At 60.1% G+C, this 17,388-nt stretch carries 16 protein-coding genes; 4 read left to right on the top strand and 12 right to left on the bottom strand.

The window, feature by feature from the left end; genetic code table 11:
• Nucleotides 1-5 precede the first annotated feature (5 nt).
• On the top strand, nucleotides 6-944 hold the full coding sequence (locus MHM85_RS08945; RefSeq protein ID WP_139526114.1) for a LysR family transcriptional regulator: 939 nt from the start codon (nucleotides 6-8) through the stop codon (nucleotides 942-944).
• Here MHM85_RS08945 and MHM85_RS08940 read toward each other — a convergent pair.
• The 5 genes from MHM85_RS08940 to MHM85_RS08920 form a co-directional block, all read right to left on the bottom strand.
• The gene (locus MHM85_RS08940; protein WP_139526115.1) at nucleotides 923-2,473 is read right to left on the bottom strand and encodes an aldehyde dehydrogenase family protein; all 1,551 of its coding nucleotides are present in this window, start codon (nucleotides 2,471-2,473) and stop codon (nucleotides 923-925) included. The two genes, MHM85_RS08945 and MHM85_RS08940, sit on opposite strands and share 22 nt — an antisense overlap.
• Nucleotides 2,470-3,375 (bottom strand): NAD(P)-dependent oxidoreductase, encoded by a 906-nt coding sequence (locus tag MHM85_RS08935; protein WP_239285764.1) that lies wholly within the window; start codon nucleotides 3,373-3,375, stop codon nucleotides 2,470-2,472. Before MHM85_RS08935 ends, MHM85_RS08940 begins: the two co-directional genes overlap by 4 nt.
• Before the next feature lie 103 nt (nucleotides 3,376-3,478).
• Complete coding sequence (locus tag MHM85_RS08930) at nucleotides 3,479-4,636, bottom strand: M20 aminoacylase family protein (RefSeq protein ID WP_139526117.1); 1,158 nt, start codon at nucleotides 4,634-4,636, stop codon at nucleotides 3,479-3,481.
• A gap of 12 nt (nucleotides 4,637-4,648) precedes the next feature.
• Nucleotides 4,649-5,143, bottom strand: a complete 495-nt coding sequence (locus MHM85_RS08925) for a hypothetical protein (RefSeq protein WP_139526118.1) — start codon at nucleotides 5,141-5,143, stop codon at nucleotides 4,649-4,651.
• On the bottom strand, nucleotides 5,130-5,948 hold the full coding sequence (locus tag MHM85_RS08920; protein WP_139526119.1) for a DUF3100 domain-containing protein: 819 nt from the start codon (nucleotides 5,946-5,948) through the stop codon (nucleotides 5,130-5,132). Before MHM85_RS08920 ends, MHM85_RS08925 begins: the two co-directional genes overlap by 14 nt.
• 198 nt (nucleotides 5,949-6,146) lie before the next feature.
• Between MHM85_RS08920 and yccS the strand changes: the two genes are divergently transcribed.
• Nucleotides 6,147-8,354 carry a YccS family putative transporter gene (gene yccS / locus MHM85_RS08915; RefSeq protein ID WP_153843576.1) on the top strand — a complete coding sequence of 736 codons (2,208 nt, stop codon included), beginning with the start codon at nucleotides 6,147-6,149 and terminating at the stop codon, nucleotides 8,352-8,354.
• Between the two features lie 39 nt (nucleotides 8,355-8,393).
• Here yccS and recG read toward each other — a convergent pair whose 3' ends face one another.
• Nucleotides 8,394-10,472, bottom strand: coding sequence for an ATP-dependent DNA helicase RecG (recG, locus tag MHM85_RS08910; protein WP_239285762.1), 2,079 nt, complete (start codon nucleotides 10,470-10,472; stop codon nucleotides 8,394-8,396).
• Nucleotides 10,469-11,398, bottom strand: coding sequence for a hydrogen peroxide-inducible genes activator (locus MHM85_RS08905; RefSeq protein WP_239285760.1), 930 nt, complete (start codon nucleotides 11,396-11,398; stop codon nucleotides 10,469-10,471). Before MHM85_RS08905 ends, recG begins: the two co-directional genes overlap by 4 nt.
• Before the next feature lie 144 nt (nucleotides 11,399-11,542).
• Between MHM85_RS08905 and MHM85_RS08900 the strand changes: the two genes are divergently transcribed.
• A complete protein-coding gene (locus MHM85_RS08900; protein ID WP_139526123.1) occupies nucleotides 11,543-12,424 on the top strand; it encodes an SDR family oxidoreductase in 882 nt (293 codons plus the stop codon).
• A 91-nt stretch (nucleotides 12,425-12,515) separates the two neighbouring features.
• Here the strand turns inward: MHM85_RS08900 and MHM85_RS08895 are convergent, their stop codons facing one another.
• From MHM85_RS08895 to gmk, 4 genes are all read right to left on the bottom strand, one after another.
• Nucleotides 12,516-12,905 carry a RidA family protein gene (locus MHM85_RS08895; protein ID WP_139526124.1) on the bottom strand — a complete coding sequence of 130 codons (390 nt, stop codon included), beginning with the start codon at nucleotides 12,903-12,905 and terminating at the stop codon, nucleotides 12,516-12,518.
• 93 nt (nucleotides 12,906-12,998) lie between these two features.
• A complete protein-coding gene (locus tag MHM85_RS08890) occupies nucleotides 12,999-15,131 on the bottom strand; it encodes a RelA/SpoT family protein (protein ID WP_139526125.1) in 2,133 nt (710 codons plus the stop codon).
• A gap of 26 nt (nucleotides 15,132-15,157) precedes the next feature.
• Nucleotides 15,158-15,418, bottom strand: a complete 261-nt coding sequence (rpoZ, locus tag MHM85_RS08885) for a DNA-directed RNA polymerase subunit omega (RefSeq protein WP_139526126.1) — start codon at nucleotides 15,416-15,418, stop codon at nucleotides 15,158-15,160.
• Between the two features lie 88 nt (nucleotides 15,419-15,506).
• Nucleotides 15,507-16,139: a guanylate kinase gene (gene gmk / locus MHM85_RS08880; protein WP_153843578.1), complete on the bottom strand. Its 633-nt coding sequence runs from the start codon at nucleotides 16,137-16,139 to the stop codon at nucleotides 15,507-15,509.
• Nucleotides 16,140-16,274: 135 nt separating this feature from the next.
• Here gmk and MHM85_RS08875 point away from each other — a divergent pair, with 135 nt between their 5' ends.
• Nucleotides 16,275-16,970 (top strand): extensin family protein, encoded by a 696-nt coding sequence (locus MHM85_RS08875; RefSeq protein ID WP_239285758.1) that lies wholly within the window; start codon nucleotides 16,275-16,277, stop codon nucleotides 16,968-16,970.
• Between the two features lie 9 nt (nucleotides 16,971-16,979).
• On the opposite strand, the gene MHM85_RS08870 is transcribed toward MHM85_RS08875, so the two are convergent.
• Nucleotides 16,980-17,228 carry a hypothetical protein gene (locus MHM85_RS08870; protein WP_139526129.1) on the bottom strand — a complete coding sequence of 83 codons (249 nt, stop codon included), beginning with the start codon at nucleotides 17,226-17,228 and terminating at the stop codon, nucleotides 16,980-16,982.
• Nucleotides 17,229-17,388: the final 160 nt, after the last annotated feature.

Genomic DNA, 17,388 nt, shown 5'->3' with positions numbered 1-17,388 from the left:
TATCGATGGACATACCTCATCAACGCTTAGTGTACTTCCGCGTTACCCTGGAATCTGGTTCTGTGCGCCGAGCGGCAGCGCGCTTGGATATCGCTCCCTCGGCCGTCAGCAGGCAAATTGCGCTGCTGGAAGAGGCCCTGGGTGCGACGCTCATGGAGCGCCAGCGCGACGGCATCTCACCTACTCCCGTAGGTGAGATGCTGCTTGAGTATTGTGAACGTCGTGGCGCCCTCGATGAAGGATTCATTGCCTCGCTGGAGTCCTATCAGCGCATGGAGACCGGCAAGATATCCCTGACCGTTGGCGAAGGGTTTGTCAGCGACTTGGTGGCTTCTCCTCTGCATGAGTTCACTCAACGCTATGCGGGCATTCAGCTCGACATCCACACGGCGGGTACCTCGGGCATCATCGAGGCGGTGGTGGGCGATCACAGCCACATTGGCTTGATGTTCCATGAGCGCACCCATCCCCAACTTCGTTTCTGGGCCTCCAGCCCGCAGCCGCTGATGGCGATTCTCCCGCCCAGTCATCCCTTAACCTGCCAAGCCACCCCGCTCACGCTAACTCAGCTTAGCGATCAGCCGATGGCCATGTGGGATACCACCCATGGCGTGCGTCAAATGGTCGATCAAGCTTTCCAGCAGGCTCGCATTGCCCCCCGCATGGCGATGAATACCAACTCCATGGTGATTCTGGCGCAATATGTCCGCAGCGGCATGGGTATTACCCTGCTGCCCGCGTTTGCCGTCGCCCACGACCTGGAAGCGGGAACGCTGGTAGCACGCCCCGTCGATCACCCGCTATTTCAGCGCTCCCAGGCCCACATGGTCACCCGTGTAGGCCGCCAACAGCCCAAGGCCAGCATCCTGCTACTGCGCCATCTACAGCGCTGGATGCAAGCCTTCCGCGACCCGGCGTTAGATCAGCCGACGCCACTGCCATAACCAAACGCCACGCTGGCTTCTGGCGCGGTTTCCACCCAGACGCTTTGCGGCACGGTGTATTCGCGTAGGCCATCCAACCCGCTGGAGCGACCAAAACCGCTGTCGCCAAAGCCACCGAACGGTGACATCACGCTGATGGCCTTGTAGCTATTGATCCATACCGTGCCAGCGCGCAGCTGACCGGCCACACGATGTGCCCGCGCCACGTCCTGGCTCCATACCGCCCCCGCCAAACCAAAGCGGGTGTCGTTCGCCAATCGAATGGCTTCCTCTTCATTGTCAAAGGCCATCGCGACGAGCACTGGCCCAAAGACCTCTTGTTGGGCAATCTCCATATCAGGGGTGACATCCACCAGCACGGTAGGCGCGATAAAATAGCCCTGGGCGTCGTCAGGCAAACCTTCAGGACGTTTGCCACCCGTCAGCACTCTCGCGCCTTGCGCTTCTGCGGCCTCGATCATGCGCGTTACCTGCTCGAATTGACGACGATTCTGCAGCGGCCCCATACGGGTGGCTTCATCGCTGGGCAGGCCCACGTGAATCTGCTCCGCCGCGCGAGCCAAACGCGTAGTGACTTGCTCAAATACCGAACGCTCGATCAACAGGCGCGATCCTGCCACACAGCTTTGGCCCGCCGCCGCAAAGATGGCCGCCTGGGCGCCAGCTACCGCTTCGTCTAACTTGGCATCGGCAAACACGATATTGGCGGATTTACCGCCCAGTTCTAATACGCTGGGCACCAGGCGGCGGGCCCCCGCCTCGGCAATCATCCGTCCACTTTGGGGCGAGCCGACAAATACCAATTTGCCTATGGCGGGATGGTCGGTCAGCGCCGCGCCGGTCGTTTTGCCTAGCCCGTTGACGATATTGATCAACCCCTTAGGTAGCCCACCACGTTCGAGTTGTTTGGCAATCACGACCGAGGTGAAAGGGGTCAGCTCGGAAGGTTTCAGCACCACCCCGTTGCCCGCCGCCATGGCCGGTGCCAGCTGCCAGGCACAGGTGAACATCGGCGCGTTCCAGGGCGTGATCTGCCCCACCACTCCATAGGGCACGTGGCGCACATAGTTAAGATGCGAGGTAGGCACTGGAATGACCTCGCCGTGCTGCTTGTCGCACCAGCCCGCGTAGTATTCGAACATCTCGCGCACTTTGCCTACTTCGGCCCGGCAGTCACGAATGGGCTTACCGGCCACCACGCTTTCTAACTGCGCCAGCGCTTCTTCATGGCCCTCTAGCGCACGTATGGCAGCATTCATGCGCCGCCCACGCTCGCTGGCGGTCAGCGCCATCCATTCGCGTTGCCCCCGCTGCGCCGCTTGTGTCGCCCGCTCAATCAAGCCCGCACCCGCATCGCGGTAGCTGACCAGCGCATCCCCCGTCGCCGGGTTGATCAGCGTGATCTCTTCACCTTCTCCGGCCACCAGATCACCATCGATCCAGTTGCTCAACGGCGTTTTTGCCGCTAACCCAAAGCCGTTTAGGAGTGCGGCAAGCTGGTCGCTGGCGTGTTGGCTAAGTGAATTCATTGGTTACCCTCCGCTTGGCTGGCACGGGCTAAAATCGGCGTGGTGATATGGTTGAAGTCATCGCTATCGGTGGGCTGTTCGGTGTTGTCGTGCCAAGCATCGACAACCATTTGTAGCAGCGGTAAAGGAAGGCCCAACTGCTCAGCCGCCTCCCGCGCCAGGCGCAGGTCTTTACGCATCAATCCCGTGGTAAAGCCAGAGTCGAAGCGCTCGCTCAGCACCCACTCGGGGAAATTCACCTCACTGATAGCGCTACGCCCGGAGCCGCTATTGATGCCTGCCAGACAAGCAGCGGGGTCAACACCGGCTTGGGCGGCCATGGCAACTGCCTCGGCGGTCGTGATCAGGTGCGCCGCACACAGGTAGTTATTGGCCAGTTTCACCACATGGCCGCTGCCTGGGCCACCAACATGGGTGCATTTGGCGGACATCGCCTCCAACATCGGCCTGACCCGTTCAATGGTGGTTTCATCGCCGCCTAGCAGCATGCCTAGCTTGCCGCTGGCCGCCCCTTTGGGGCCGCCGCTGACCGGGGCATCCAGCCAATGAAGCCCTGCGGCCATCACTTTTTCAGCCAATTCACGACTCATGGCAGGGTCACTGGTAGAGGTATCGACAATCACACTGCCCCGAGGCGCCCGCGCGAGTAAACCAGGGGAGGTTTCAAGCACCACACGCACATGGGCTGAGGTCGGCAGCGATAGAAGGTAGACATCACTGGCTGGTAGGGCATCAGGCGTCACAACATTCAAGCCAAGTGATGCGAGCTTGGTACGCGCGGCGTCAAAGACATCCGTGCCGGTTACAGCAAACCCTGCTGCTTTAAGCGTGAGCGCCATATTGCCGCCCATCTGTCCCAACCCAATCACCGTCAACGATAAAGACCTTGAGGTTTGAGGCATCACAAAACTCCTTACAGTGCAGAAAACGCTGAATGCTGGGTAGACGCTCCCCTACCCAGTGGGCATAAGGAAGCGAATAACGCGAGTTAAATCGTTTGGCTATTTAGACCAAGAGCGCTTTGACCAACTCCACCCAGTAGCGCGTTCCTAGCGGCAATAGCGCATCGTTAAAATCGTAGTGGGGGTTATGCAGCGACGCCGAGTCCTCACCGTTGCCCATCCAGATGTAAGCACCGGGCCGTTCGGCAAGCAGGAACGAGAAATCTTCGGACGCCATGCTAGGTGGCGGGTTACGCAACACATTTTCTTGGCCTAGCAAGCCCGCTAATACCGTTGCGCAGTGCTGGGCATGCGCTGGCGTATTGATCGTGGCGGGGTAGCAACGCTGGTAATCCAGCTCAACGGCTAAACCATGGAAGTCGGCCAAGCTAGCAATCGCCTGTTTGAAACGCGCTTCTAGGCGTTCTTTCAGCGCCATATCGAAACAGCGTAGCGTGCCGCGCAGCGCCACCTGCTCGGGAATCACATTGAACGTGTCTCCCCCGTTGATGCTGGTCACACTCAGCACCGCCGATTTATCCGGTGGCGTTTCACGGCTTATCAGGCCTTGCAGTTGGCTGATCAGTTGGCAACTCGCCAGCACCGTATCAATGCCTAGATGCGGCATCGCTGCATGGCAGCCTTTACCGGTCAATGTCAGGCTGAAAATATCAAACGCGGCCATGACGTCGGTATCGTGCACCGCTGCCACACCAACGGGCAGCCCAGGCCAGTTGTGCAGGCCGTACACCGCGTCCATCGGAAAGCGCTCGAACAGGCCGTCCTCCACCATGGCACGGCCACCGCCTTCGTTCTCTTCGGCGGGTTGGAAGATGAACACCACCCGCCCTTTGAAGTCGGGCTGCTGCTTCAGCGCCCAGGCCGCCCCCAGCAACATCGTGGTATGGCCGTCGTGACCGCAGGCGTGCATCTTGCCCGGCGTCTGCGAGGCGTAGGCAAGCCCGGTCTCTTCACGGATATCCAGGGCATCGATATCGGCCCGAAGGCCGATCGTTTTACCTTCACCCTGCTGACCGTCTAACGCGGCGACCACGCCCGTTCCAGCGATTCCAGTGGTCACTTCAAAGCCCCACTCACCGAGCAGCGCGGCGATACGTGCACTCGTGCGCTGCTCCTCGAACGCCGTTTCCGGATGCTGGTGGAAATCGTGTCGCCAAGCGGTGAGTTCTTTACTATCAGGCAAGGGTATTGACGTCGCCATGTTTTGTATTCCTTAAAGCATCACGTGAGCCACCACCGCCGACCCAATAAAGGTGCCGGTGAAGACGAGAAGGGCCACAATGACCAGCTTCCAGCCGGTCTGCTTGAACATCGAGAATTCACGGTGGGTCAGCGCTAGTCCGGCATACGCCAGTACGGGGGTGACCACCGCCAAGAAATTCACCTCTGCCAACTGCCCAATGATCCAGCCGTTACCCGGAAAGACGGGGAGCGTCGCGATGATACTAATCAGCGAGACCCACGCCACACTAGGCAGATAAAAAGGGCATAGCCGCCCGACCACTAAGCCGATGATGACCATGACATACAAAATTAGCATGCCAGGCAGCGCATCCAACAAAGGCGAGCCGTTGACGATGTTGCTAAACCACGCCGCCACACAGACAGCCGCCAGCACAAGGGCTGTTTTACCTAGCTGCTGTTCGGGGCGCAGCTCTTTTAATGCCTCAGCGTCGAACTGATCGACGGTGCTCTCATGAGTTTTCATGGCGAACCTCCTGACGGGTACCCTTCAAACGCGTAAACATCCACTCGGTGACCGGTAGCGCAATAAAGAGCGATACATACAATCCGGTGGCGTAGGTGAGCAGATTGCTGGCGCCGGCAAAGGCAAGCAGCTCATCTTTGGCGGCAGGGACGGCTTCTGCCAACGCTGCCGAGCATGCCGCTACCATGCTGCCACTGCCGACACCGCAGGCCATGGCCAGCGCGCGGATATCGAGGATATCTAGCGAGGCGATGTAGCCCGCCATCAGGGCAAAGTAGAGCGTACCGAACATAGTACCCACCACGTACACGCCCATAATGCCGATGCCTTCAGGGCTTCTTAGCCCGTAACGGTCTGAAATAATGGCAATGTTGGGTTCGCGGGCAATGGAGTAGGTCGCACCAATCGCTTCCCGGCCCATTTTGAGCACGAGTACCGCAAAGGGCAGCGCGATCAGCATGGTGCCAAGATTCCCCAGCTCTTGAAGAATCAGCGCAGGACCCGCCGCGATAATTTGCTCGATCGCTGGCCCAATGGTGGAGCCAAACTTGGCAATGAACGGCAAAATGGCGATCAGAATGATGGGGCCCGCGGCATGACTCACCGGCTTGGGAATGGCCTTGCCCATTGCTGAAAAGAGATGAGGATTGAAGAGTACGCCAATGATAAACGCGTAGAGGAGTGGTAATAGTAGTAATGTTCCCGGCCCAAGCGGAATCCGAATGATGCCGATCCACTCGGAAAACATCGACGTCAGTATCACCAGAAGATGTAGACGCCAGTCCAGCAGCAGTTTTAGATCCATGGGAGTGATCCTATTTTTTTTAGAGTCACTCCGAGTATCGAAAGGTTACTGTTTCAATCATAGCGTTTTGGTGCACTAATTTTTAGAACACATGGCCGCGATAGCATTAGCGTTGATAGGTCAAGAGCGACATCATCGTTGCGATGCCTCTATACTAACCAAGACTAAAGTCTAACATCACTTGTCACACGAGCCTCTATGCCCCTGACCCATTCCCTGCGCCGCCTTTGGACACTGGACAAGTTCGCTTACAGCCTGCGGGTGTTCATCGCCTTCAGCGGGGCGCTGCTGTTGAGCGGGCTAGCGGGGGATGTGGCACTGGTCATTCCGCTATTTTTGGGCATCATTGCCAGTGCCCTCTCCGAGACCGACGATAGCTGGCAAGGGCGTTTGCAGGCACTGGTAGTGACGCTGCTCTGCTTTGCATCGGCGTCGTTCGTGGTGCAGTGGCTGTTTCCGTGGCCGTGGCTATTTGCGGTCGGCTTGGCGCTCTCTACCTTCACGCTGATCATGCTGGGGGCGATTGGCCAGCGCTACGCGACGATTGCCTCGGGTACGCTGATTCTGTCGATCTACTCCATGATCAATATCGAGCAGCACGGTGGCGTGGATGAAGACGTCGCCTCGCGCCAGCTGCTGCTTTTGGCCGGAGCGGCCTGGTACGGCGCGATTTCCGTGGTGTGGTGTGCACTGTTCTCCCGCCAGCCGGTCAAGCAGAGCATGGCGCGGGTCTACAAAGCCCTGGGGGAGTTCTTGATCTTGAAGTCGGCGCTGTTCGAGCCGGTACGCGGTGTGGATGTCGAAGCTCGCCGCGTGGCATTAGCACGGCAGAACGGCCAAGTGGTGGAGGCGCTCAACCAAGCCAAGGAGATGATTTTTCGCCGCCTGGAGGGCCAGCGCGGCAACCGTAAGCTCAACCGCTACCTGCAAATTTACTTTATCGCCCAGGATATCCACGAACGGGCCAGCTCCACCCACTACCCCTACAGCGCGCTTACTGACGCCTTTTTCCACCACGATGTGCTGTTTCGCTGCCAGCGGCTACTCGACCAGCAGGGCCGCGCCTGCCGCCAGCTGGCCAAATCGCTGCTGCTGAATCGCCCTTTTAGCCACGAGCAGAGCGAGCAGGCGCTAGCCGACCTGCGCGCCTCGATCGATAATCTGAGCGAGCGCGGCAAGCCCGAATGGCGGCCACTGATGCGCCCGTTGAATGCCTTAGCGGACAACCTCACCACGCTCGAGGCGCAGATTGCCAGCGCCCACAACCCGGATACCGACGACGAACGCCGGGATAGCGCGCTCTACGACCGCTCTCCTTCGAGTCTGCAGGAGGCCTGGAAACGGGTGCGGCTCAATATCACGCTAGGCTCGCCTACCTTTCGCCACGCGGTGCGCCTAACCACCGCGCTAGTGGCGGGCTATGGGCTGCTGCAATGGCTCGATCCCCAGCAAGGGTTCTGGATTTTGCTGACCACGCTGTTCGTATGTCGACCTAACTTTGCCACCACGCGGCGCTTTCTCTCCCAGCGGATAGTGGGCACGGTACTCGGGCTGGTGGCAGGCTGGGCCTCCATCAGCCTGTTTCCCCAGCCGCTAATCCAGAGCATGATTGCCGTGGCGGCGGGCGTGTCATTCTTTGCCAATCGTGAAAAGCATTACGTGATCGCCACGGCCTCGATCACCCTGCTGGTGCTGTGCAGTTTCAATCAGGTGGGGGATGGCTTCGACCTTATCTGGCCGCGGCTGTTCGATACGTTGATCGGCTCGCTGATTGCGGGACTGGCGGTATTTTTCATTCTGCCGGACTGGCAGGGCCGCCGCCTCTACCGTGAGGCCGCCAAGGTGCTGACCAACCACCGCCGCTACTTGGACGAAATCGTCCACCAGTACGAAGAGGGCAAGCAGGACGACCTAGCTTACCGCTTGGCACGGCGCAATGCGCACAACGCGGATGCGGCGCTCTCGACCCTGCTCACCAACATGCTCCACGAGCCAGGGCACTACCGGAAGCAGGATGCCGACAACGGGCTGCGCTTTTTGGTGCTCTCCAACACGCTGCTCAGCCACCTCTCCGCGCTAGGTGCCCACCGCCACCGGCTGGCAGAGGATGAAGACGATGCCACCCTCGTGCCGCAGGCCAAGCGGATCAGCGCCTTACTGGAACAGCTAGCGGAACAGCTGGATAAACGCCTACCCGTGGAGCCGCTGACCGCGCCTGCCAACGAGCTGCTGAGCCAGCTAGGTGAGCACGGCGGCAGCGGAGAAGAGAATGCCATCACGCTCTATCGACCCATTCAAAGCCAGCTGCGCCTGATTGCCGAGCAGCTTGGCCCCTTGAGCGATGCCGCCCATCGTTTGACCGATTCGAACGCAGAGTCGCTGCACGCCCTCGATACGGCCACGTGACCCTTGGCCACGCCTCGATGCCACTTCACTACACCGCCATTACACCTGCCCGTAGCGGCCCGCCGCCTCGCCCAGCCAGCGGCGCACCAGCAGGGCAGTGACCTCGGTGTTGCCCTGGAGCGCCTGAGCCAGGGCGGTGACCCGCTCTAGCTGGTCGGCATCGCGCTCTAGATCGGCGATTTTCATCTGTGCGAGGCCGGTTTGGCGAGTCCCTAATACCTCGCCAGGGCCGCGGATTTCCAAGTCTTTTTCAGCAATACGGAAGCCGTCGGTGGTTTCCCGCATCACGCCGAGCCGTTCCCGAGAGCTTTTGGAGAGCGGTGGGTGGTACAGCAGCACGCAGAAGCTTTCGGTGCTGCCGCGTCCCACCCGGCCGCGCAGCTGATGAAGCTGGGAAAGCCCCAAACGCTCAGGGTTTTCGATGATCATCAAGCTAGCGTTGGGCACGTCGACTCCCACCTCGATCACCGTGGTCGCCACCAGCAGGTCGAGCTCACCGGCTTTGAAGGCCTCCATCACCTCGGCTTTTTCGGCCGCCTTCATACGCCCATGAATCAGCCCGATGGCCAACTCGGGCAGCGCCTGGGTGAGTTCATCGCGGGTCACTTCAGCGGCCTGGCACTGCAGCGCCTCCGACTCTTCGATCAGCGTACACACCCAATAGGCTTGGCGACCGTCACGGCAGGCGTTGCGAATACGCTCGACCACCTCGGGGCGGCGCTCGTCCGACACCACCACGGTTTTCACCGGCGTGCGTCCCGGCGGCAGCTCGTCGATCACCGAGACGTCCAAGTCCGCATAGGCGCTCATCGCCAGGGTGCGGGGAATCGGCGTGGCGGTCATGATCAGCTGGTGGGGCGTCAGTCCACCGGCTTCGCCCTTTTCCCGCAGGGCAAGGCGCTGGTGAACGCCAAAACGGTGCTGCTCATCGATGATCGCCAGCCCCAGACACTGGAAATGCACGTCGTCTTGAAACAGCGCGTGGGTGCCCACCACCATCCGCGCTCGGCCGTCGGCAATGGCGGCTTTGGCATCCAGCCGCGCCTTGCCCTTTAGCTTGCCTGCCAACCACGCCACTTCGATGCCCAGCGGCTCGAACCACGCTTTGAAGGCGCGGTAGTGCTGTTCGGCGAGGATCTCCGTGGGTGCCATCATCGCCGCTTGGCAGTTGCCCGCCAGCGCCGAGAGCGCCGCCATGGCCGCCACCACCGTCTTGCCCGACCCAACGTCCCCCTGCACAAGGCGCAGCATGGGCGCGGGGCGGGCCAGGTCGAGGGCTATTTCTTCCAGCACCCGACGCTGGGCACCGGTGAGCGCAAACGGTAGCTGCGCCAGAAAGCGCGTTTGCAGGCTGCGCCCCGACGGTAGCTCCGGTGCGCCGTCGGCCTGAATACGCAGGCGCACTTCCCGCAGGCTCAACTGATGGGCCAACAGCTCTTCCAGTGCCAGGCGCCGCGTGGCGGGGTGGTGACCATGGGCCAGCTGCTCCAAATCCACGTCCGGCGGCGGCTGGTGCAATAGCTGCAAGCTAGCGTGCAGCCCCGGCAGTTGGAAGCGCTGACGCAGGGCATCGGGAATCACATCGGGTAACGCTTCGGGCGCTTGCTCTAAAAGGCGCAGCGCCTGCTGGGTCAGCGCCCGCAGACGGGTTTGGTGCAGCCCCTCGGTGGTGGGGTAAATCGGCGTGTAGTACTCCTCCACCGGCGTTTCACTGCCACCGCTAAGGCGGTATTCCGGATGATAGATCTCTAGCCCTGTGGCGCCTGCCCGAGCTTCGCCAAACGCCCGAACGGTCACGCCGGGGCGAAGCTGCTGCTGTTGCGCAGGCGAGAAGTGGAAAAAGCGTAGACTCAAAATGCCGCTATCGTCGCGCAGACGAATCAGCAGGCTGCGCCGTCGCCCTTTGACGATATCGCTGGCGGTCACTTCCCCCTCGACCACCGCTTCATGGCCTGCCCGCAGCAGGCCAATGGGGGTAAGTCGCGTGCGATCCTGGTAGCGTAGCGGCAAGTGAAACAGCAGATCACTCACGCGCTCCACACCTAGGCGGGCCAGCTTGATGGCCAGCGCCTCGCCTACGCCCTTGAGCGCCGTCACCGGTGCGGACAGCTCACTCATGGGACTTGCTTCACCTTATGCACCGGCTGCTGGCACTGGCTGATCGCGTTGGCCAAGGCATCGATGGCCTTCGGGCGCGGAAAACTGGCTCGCCAGGCAATGGCCACCGTGCGCGAGGGTGCTGGTTCTACGAAGGGGCGGCTGACCAGCATGGCGTTCTCGTACTGGTCGGTGCCGAGCGCCGACTGCGGCAGCACGGTAATGCCGAGTTTGGACGCCACCATATGGCGAATCGTCTCGAGCGAACCGCCTTCGGCAATCAGGGTATTGTTGGGACTGTTGAGCTTTTGCGTAATCGCCGGGCAAGCTTCGAGGATTTGGTCGCGGAAGCAGTGGCCTTCGCCCAGCAGCAGCAGCCGCTCTTCTAATAGATCTTCTTTATGGATCGCCTCGCGCTCGACCCACGGGTGGCTGGCAGGCATCAACACCTCGAAATGCTCGTCGTAGATCGGCTTGGTGACCACGTCGGTTTCGGTAAACGGTAGGGCCACGATGATCACGTCCAGCTCGCCGCTACGCAGCTTGGCGCGCAGCGTGCCGGTCATGCCCTCTTCGATATACAGCGGCATTTGCGGGGCAGCGCTGGCCAGTGCTGGCACCAAATGGGGGAATAGGTAAGGTCCAATGGTATAAATCGCGCCGATGCGCAGCGGGTTAGCGAGCTGGTCTTTGCCCGCGCTGGCCAGCTCGTAGATCAAACCGCTCTGTTCCAATACGCGCTGGGCCTGGGCAACGATCTTTTCGCCCAAGGGCGTGACTTGCACGGTGGATTTAGAGCGTTCGAACAGCGGAATGTCCAGCTCGTCTTCGAGTTTTTTCACGGCGACCGAGAGCGTCGGCTGGGAAACATGGCAGCGCTCGGCGGCGCGGCCAAAATGGCGCTCTTGGGCAAGGGTTACGATGTAGCGAAGTTCTGTTAAAGTCATAGCAATGCCAGTGGCATCCTCTCGTTGCAGCTCGAGTCATCGTGTTAGCGAGACGGAAAAGGACAGACAAGCCCTATTGAAGATGGCACATCTCATAGGGACTTTGTATCTGATAGGGAATATTTATCAAGAGGGGTGAGCAAGGTGAAACTAACGGTACTGATTATCGGCTGTGGAGACATCGGCGTCACGCTTGGACAAGAGCTGCTAAACGATGGGCATCGCGTGATAGGTGTGCGCCGCCAAGCCAACGCATTAGAGCATACCGGCATCGAGCCGCTATCCCTCGATCTCAACGACCTGGAAGGAGCCGACGCCAGCGCCCTGCCCCAAGCCGACTACGTGATTTACACCGTCAGTGCAGACCGCTTCGAAGAGAGTGCTTACCAAAGCGCCTATCCAGACGGTCTCAAGCGTGTGCTCAGCGTACTGGAGCAGCACGACACACCGCCACGGCGCATCTTCTTCGTCTCCTCTACCAGTGTCTATGGTCAGCAAGAGGGCGAGGTGGTCAACGAGGAGAGCCCCACGGAATCCACTAGTTTCTCCGGCACCCTGATGTGCGAGGCCGAACAGGCGCTGCTCAATCACCCGCTGCCCGGCACCGTGGTGCGCTTCTCCGGTATTTATGGCCCAGGGCGTGATCGTTTGATTCACCAAGTGGCCGAAGGCCGACTGGCCGCCGTCACGCCGGTGATCTACTCCAACCGCATCCATCGGGACGACTGCACCGGCATTCTGGCGCACCTGATCCGCTGCCAGGAGAGCGGCACACCGCTGGCCGACCTTTATCTCGGTAGCGACTGCGAACCGGTGACCATGCACAACGTGATGGCGTGGTTGGCCAAACAGTTGAAGGTGGAGTCCACCGACACCATGCAGTCGCCGCTGCGCCGTCGTGCCAGCAAGCGTTGCGACAACCGCCGTATTCTCGAAACTGGCTACACCTTCCGCTATCCGACCTACAAAGAGGGCTATGCCCAGGTGTTGAAAGAGGGCGGTTTTTTAGAGTTGCAAAAAGCCTAGCGCTCCAGCCGCGAGTCGATTGGAACGCTAGAAAACGCAAAGAGCGAGCCTCATAGGCTCGCTCTTTTTGTATGCGTCGGTGTCACGCCGTTTAGTCGCCGATCACCATCACGGCTTCGGCTTCTACTTGGCTGCCTTTGGGCAGCGCCTTCACGCCGACCGCCGCACGCGCCGGGAACGGCGTGGAAAAGAACTCTTCCATCACCTTGTTGACGATCGCAAAGTTGTCCAGATCGACCAAATAGAGGTTGAGCTTGACGATATCGCCCAGCGACCCAGCGGCTTCTTCACACACGGCCTGCAGGTTGGTAAAGACCTGACGCGCCTGAGCTTCGAAATCGTCCGAGACGATTTCCATGGTGTCTGGGTCGAGCGGAATCTGGCCCGACAGATACACCGTGTTGCCTGCTTTGATGGCCTGGGAATAAGGGCCGATGGCGGCAGGGGCCTTTTCTGTGTTGATAACCGCTTTGTTGCTCATTGGGTGTCCTTCTCCTGTAAAAATGAAACGTTGCTTATTATCGCCATGGCTGACGCTGCCAGCGTGAAACGCCAGCCGTCGACGCATGGGTGTTTAGTTAGCGGTACGGGTAATTTTGCCAACGTTGGGCAGGTTACGGATGCGTTTAATGATGCGGGCGAGGTGGACACGCCCTTTGACCGACAGCGTGAGATTGACGGTGGAGAGGCGCGCGTCGCGCTCTTCGATACCAATGCGCTCGATATTGGCATCGGCATCGGTCACCAGTCCCGCCAGCTCGGCCACTAAGCCACGGCGGCTTTCGATTTCGATACGCAGTGCCACCGGGAAGTCTTCGTCGATGTGTTCCGACCACTCCAGCGCAAACAGCTTTTCGGGATCGTTTTTACGCTCGGCGAGATTTTTACACTCGCTGCGGTGTACCACCAGCCCTTTACCGACCGAGAGATGTCCTACCACCGGGTCGCCGGGCAAGGGGTGGCAACAACGGGCAAAGTTGATCACCATGCCTTCGCTGCCGCTGATGACCACGGCCTTGTCGTTGCTGTCAGACAGTGTCTTATCGAAGCTGTCGCCATGGGCGACATCCACCAAGCGACGCGCGACCACGTGCGCCATGCGGTTGCCTAACCCCAACGACTCGAGCAAGGCATCCAGCGACGGTGCGTCCAGCTGCTCGAGCGCCTGCTCGAAGATACTTTCGTCGAGCTCTTCCAGGCTCGTTTCGAACGGTGCCAGCGCCTTGTTGAGCAGTCGACGGCCCAGCATCACCGCCTCCGCCTGCTGCTGATGCTTCAACGCATGGCGAATGGCGGAGCGCGCCTTGGCCGTGGTGACGAAATTCAGCCACGCCAGATTGGGACGCGCGCCGGGGGCAGTAATGATCTCCAGCGTCTGGCCGCTTTCCAGCCGCGTGGAGAGCGGCGCGAGGTGACGGTCGATCCGGCAGGCGATGCAGTTATTGCCGATATCGGTGTGTACGCTGTAGGCGAAGTCGATCACCGTGGCGCCCTGGGGCAGCTCCATGATGTCGCCTTTCGGGGTGAACACGTAGATATCGTCGGGGAACAGGTCGTTCTTGACGTGCTCGATGAACTCCAGCGAATCCCCCGCGTGGCGCTGCATCTCCAAAAGCCCCTTCACCCAGGCGCGGGCGCGAGCGTGGCTACCTTCGGCAATCGGGTGCGCGGTCTGGCCGGCTTTATAGAGCCAGTGGGCAGCGATCCCGTTATTGGCCATGGCTTCCATCTCTCGGGTGCGGATCTGCACTTCGATGGGCATGCCCCGCTGGCCAAACAGCGTAGTGTGCAGGCTTTGATAGCCGTTCGCTTTGGGAATCGCAATGTAGTCTTTGAACCGCCCCGGCACCGGCTTATAAAGGTTGTGCACGACGCCTAGGATTCGATAGCAGCTCGCCACGTCTTCGGTGATGATCCGAAAACCGAAGACATCCATGATCTCGATGAAGGGCTTACGCTGATCGCGCATCTTCTTGTAGATCGAGAGCAGGTGCTTTTGGCGACCAATCACCGTGCCTTTCAGGCCTTCATCGTCGAGGCTCTGCTGCAGAGATGACTGAATTTCCCGCATGGCGCTGCGACGATTGCCCCGCGCACTGGCCACGGCGCGCTTGATACGCTCGGCGCGCATGGGGTGAATCGCCTGGAACGAGAGGTCTTCCAGCTCGACACGAATGGTATTGATACCCAACCGACCCGCAATACGCGCATAGATTTCCAGGGTTTCCCGGGCGATGCGGCGCTTTTTGTCAGGGCGTAACGCGCCCAAGGTGCGCATGTTGTGCAGTCGGTCGGCCAGCTTGACGATGATGACGCGAATATCCCGCGACATCGCCAGCACCATCTTCTGGAAGTTTTCCGCCTGAGCAACGGCTTTGTCTTCGAAGGTGATCTGGGTAAGCTTGGAAACACCGTCGACGAGCTCGGCTACCGGCTTGCCGAACTGGGCCGCCAGGGCTTTTTTGGACACGCCGGTGTCTTCGATCACGTCGTGCAGCATGGCGGCCATCAGGCTTTGATGGTCCATGTGCATGTTGGCGAGAATATTGGCGACCGCCAGCGGATGGGTGACGTAAGGTTCACCCGAGCGGCGGCGCTGGCCATCGTGGGCCTGCTCGGCGTAGTAGAAGGCGCGCTTGACCTGCTGGATCTCGTCCGGGGGTAAGTAGCCGCCGAGTCGATCGGCCAGGTCATCGATGGTGAACATGTACCGCGCCTCTAATCGCTGCCTGCTTAATCGTCGATTTGAGTGCTAGGCGTCATGGCGGGACGCGCGCGCACCGGCGCTTCGACCGGCTCGTCCAGAACGCTGTGATCCACCAGGCCTGCGGCGATTTCGCGCAGCGCCATGACGGTGGGCTTATCGTTTTCCCAGGGCAGTTGAGCATCGCGGGAGCCGCGGGCCAGCTGGCGAGCACGCTGGGTGGAAATCATCACCAGTTTGAAGCGGTTTTCTACATTTTCCAGACAATCTTCAACGGTTACGCGAGCCATGGGGCCTTCCTGTAATGACGACGCCGGGCCGGCGTTGTTGAACAACGTCGCCGACCCAGCGAAAAGAGTGGTGATAGGACCTGATAGATTACTCGACGCTAGGCGCCTGTGACAAGAGTGCATCGAGCAGCGGCGCGTGGCGTTCCTGCATGGTGGCGCGCGTCAAGCGGCGGCTGATCACCAGCGATTGGAGTTCCTGAAGCGCCGTGGTGAAGTCGTCGTTGATGACCAGGTAGTCGTACTCGTCGTAGTGGGACATCTCACTGACTGCATCGCGCATGCGTCGGGCAATCACCGCGTGTTCGTCGGTGCCACGGCTGGAGAGACGTCGCTCCAGCTCGCTACGCGATGGCGGTAGGATGAAGATCGACACGGCAGAAGGCATCTGCTCGCGTACCTGCTGCGCGCCCTGCCAATCGATCTCTAGGATGACGTCTTGCCCCGCGTCTAGCAAGGTTTGGACCGACTGACGCGAAGTGCCATAGTAATTGTCGAAGACCTTGGCATACTCGAAGAAGTCGCCGCGGTCGATCATCGCTTCGAAGTCAGGCACTTGGGTAAAGTGGTAATTGACGCCATTGACCTCACCTTCGCGTTTGGCACGCGTGGTATGCGACACCGACACCTGAATACCGTCCAGGCTTTCGATCAGCTCACGAACGAGGCTGGTTTTACCCGCGCCCGACGGGGCAGAAACAATAAACAGCGTACCCTGGGACATGAAGCGCTTCCCTAGTTAGTCAAAATGGTCGTTCGTCATCACGCAGGCTGGCCACTGCCGACGTCATAGGGTGCGCAGTATCGCACACCCATGGCAGGGACTGTAGCGTTTCCAAACAGCCGCAAGGAGGTCAGCATGCGCAGCACATTGTTCATTTTATGCTTGATTGCGCTGGGAGTGGCGCTGCAAAAAGGGATGATCGAGATTCCCCGGCACTGGGCTCCCTGGGCGCAGTTACACGTCGATGACCCTATCACGCCCATTACCCAACTGAAGCTCAAGCGCTTGAACGACGACCGCACCGCCTGCCTCGCAGCGCTCGACACCGTGCCCGAAGGCGAACTGCGCTACACGCCACTGGCCGATTACACCCCTACCGCCAGCTGCCCACTCAGCAATACCGTACGCATGCAACGCAGTAGCGTGCGCTTCAACCAGAGTTTCGTGGCCTCCTGCCCGCTAGCGCTGGCGTGGGTGATGTATGAACGCCATGCGTTGCAGCCTGCCGCACAGGCCATCATGGGTAGCCGGGTCGCCCAAGTGAACCATGTGGGTAGTTTTGCCTGCCGCAACGTATATGGCCGTGAGACGGGGCGACGTAGCGAGCACGCGACCGCCGAAGCGCTGGATGTGGTGGGGTTTCAGTTCGAGAACGGCCAGCGAATATCGCTCATTAGCGACTGGGACGATACGGGTAACGCGGGAGCGTTTTTGCGAGCCGCGCGGGATGGCGCGTGTGAGACGTTCGGCAATGTACTTGGTCCTGAGTACAACGCCGCGCATGCCGACCACTTTCATCTAGGCATGCGCGGTTTTAGCCTATGCCGCTAGGCAGGTGAGTTATTCGAGGTTGATATCCTCTTCATCGGTGGCTGCCCCCGTGGCGGCACCCACACCACCACCAATGACAGCCCCTTGTGTGACGCTACCACCGGTCACGGCAGCGGCCCCTGCACCAACCGCCGCCCCGACACCGGCACCGCTGGTGGCCCGCTCACCGGTCGTGGAACCACAGCCCGCCAGCCCGATGGTCAGTGCAGCAATGGCGCTCAACGTGACAAGACGCGAAGTATTCACTGAAGTATGCATAGGTCACCTCCTTATGGATTGCACCTTTACACCCTAGCCCGGATTTCTCACAGGGTATAAAAGAAAGCGGCTGAAAGTGCTATGATTTCAAGAACCTAACCAATCCATCAAGCACCAACAGCCGCTTCCAAAATGGTACCTGAAAAGCTGACCTTCTCGC

Origin of the sequence: Halomonas sp. McD50-4 (assembly GCF_022348135.1) — a bacterium.
Taxonomy (GTDB): domain Bacteria; phylum Pseudomonadota; class Gammaproteobacteria; order Pseudomonadales; family Halomonadaceae; genus Vreelandella; species Vreelandella piezotolerans.
This window is presented reverse-complemented; position numbering and strand designations above follow the sequence as displayed.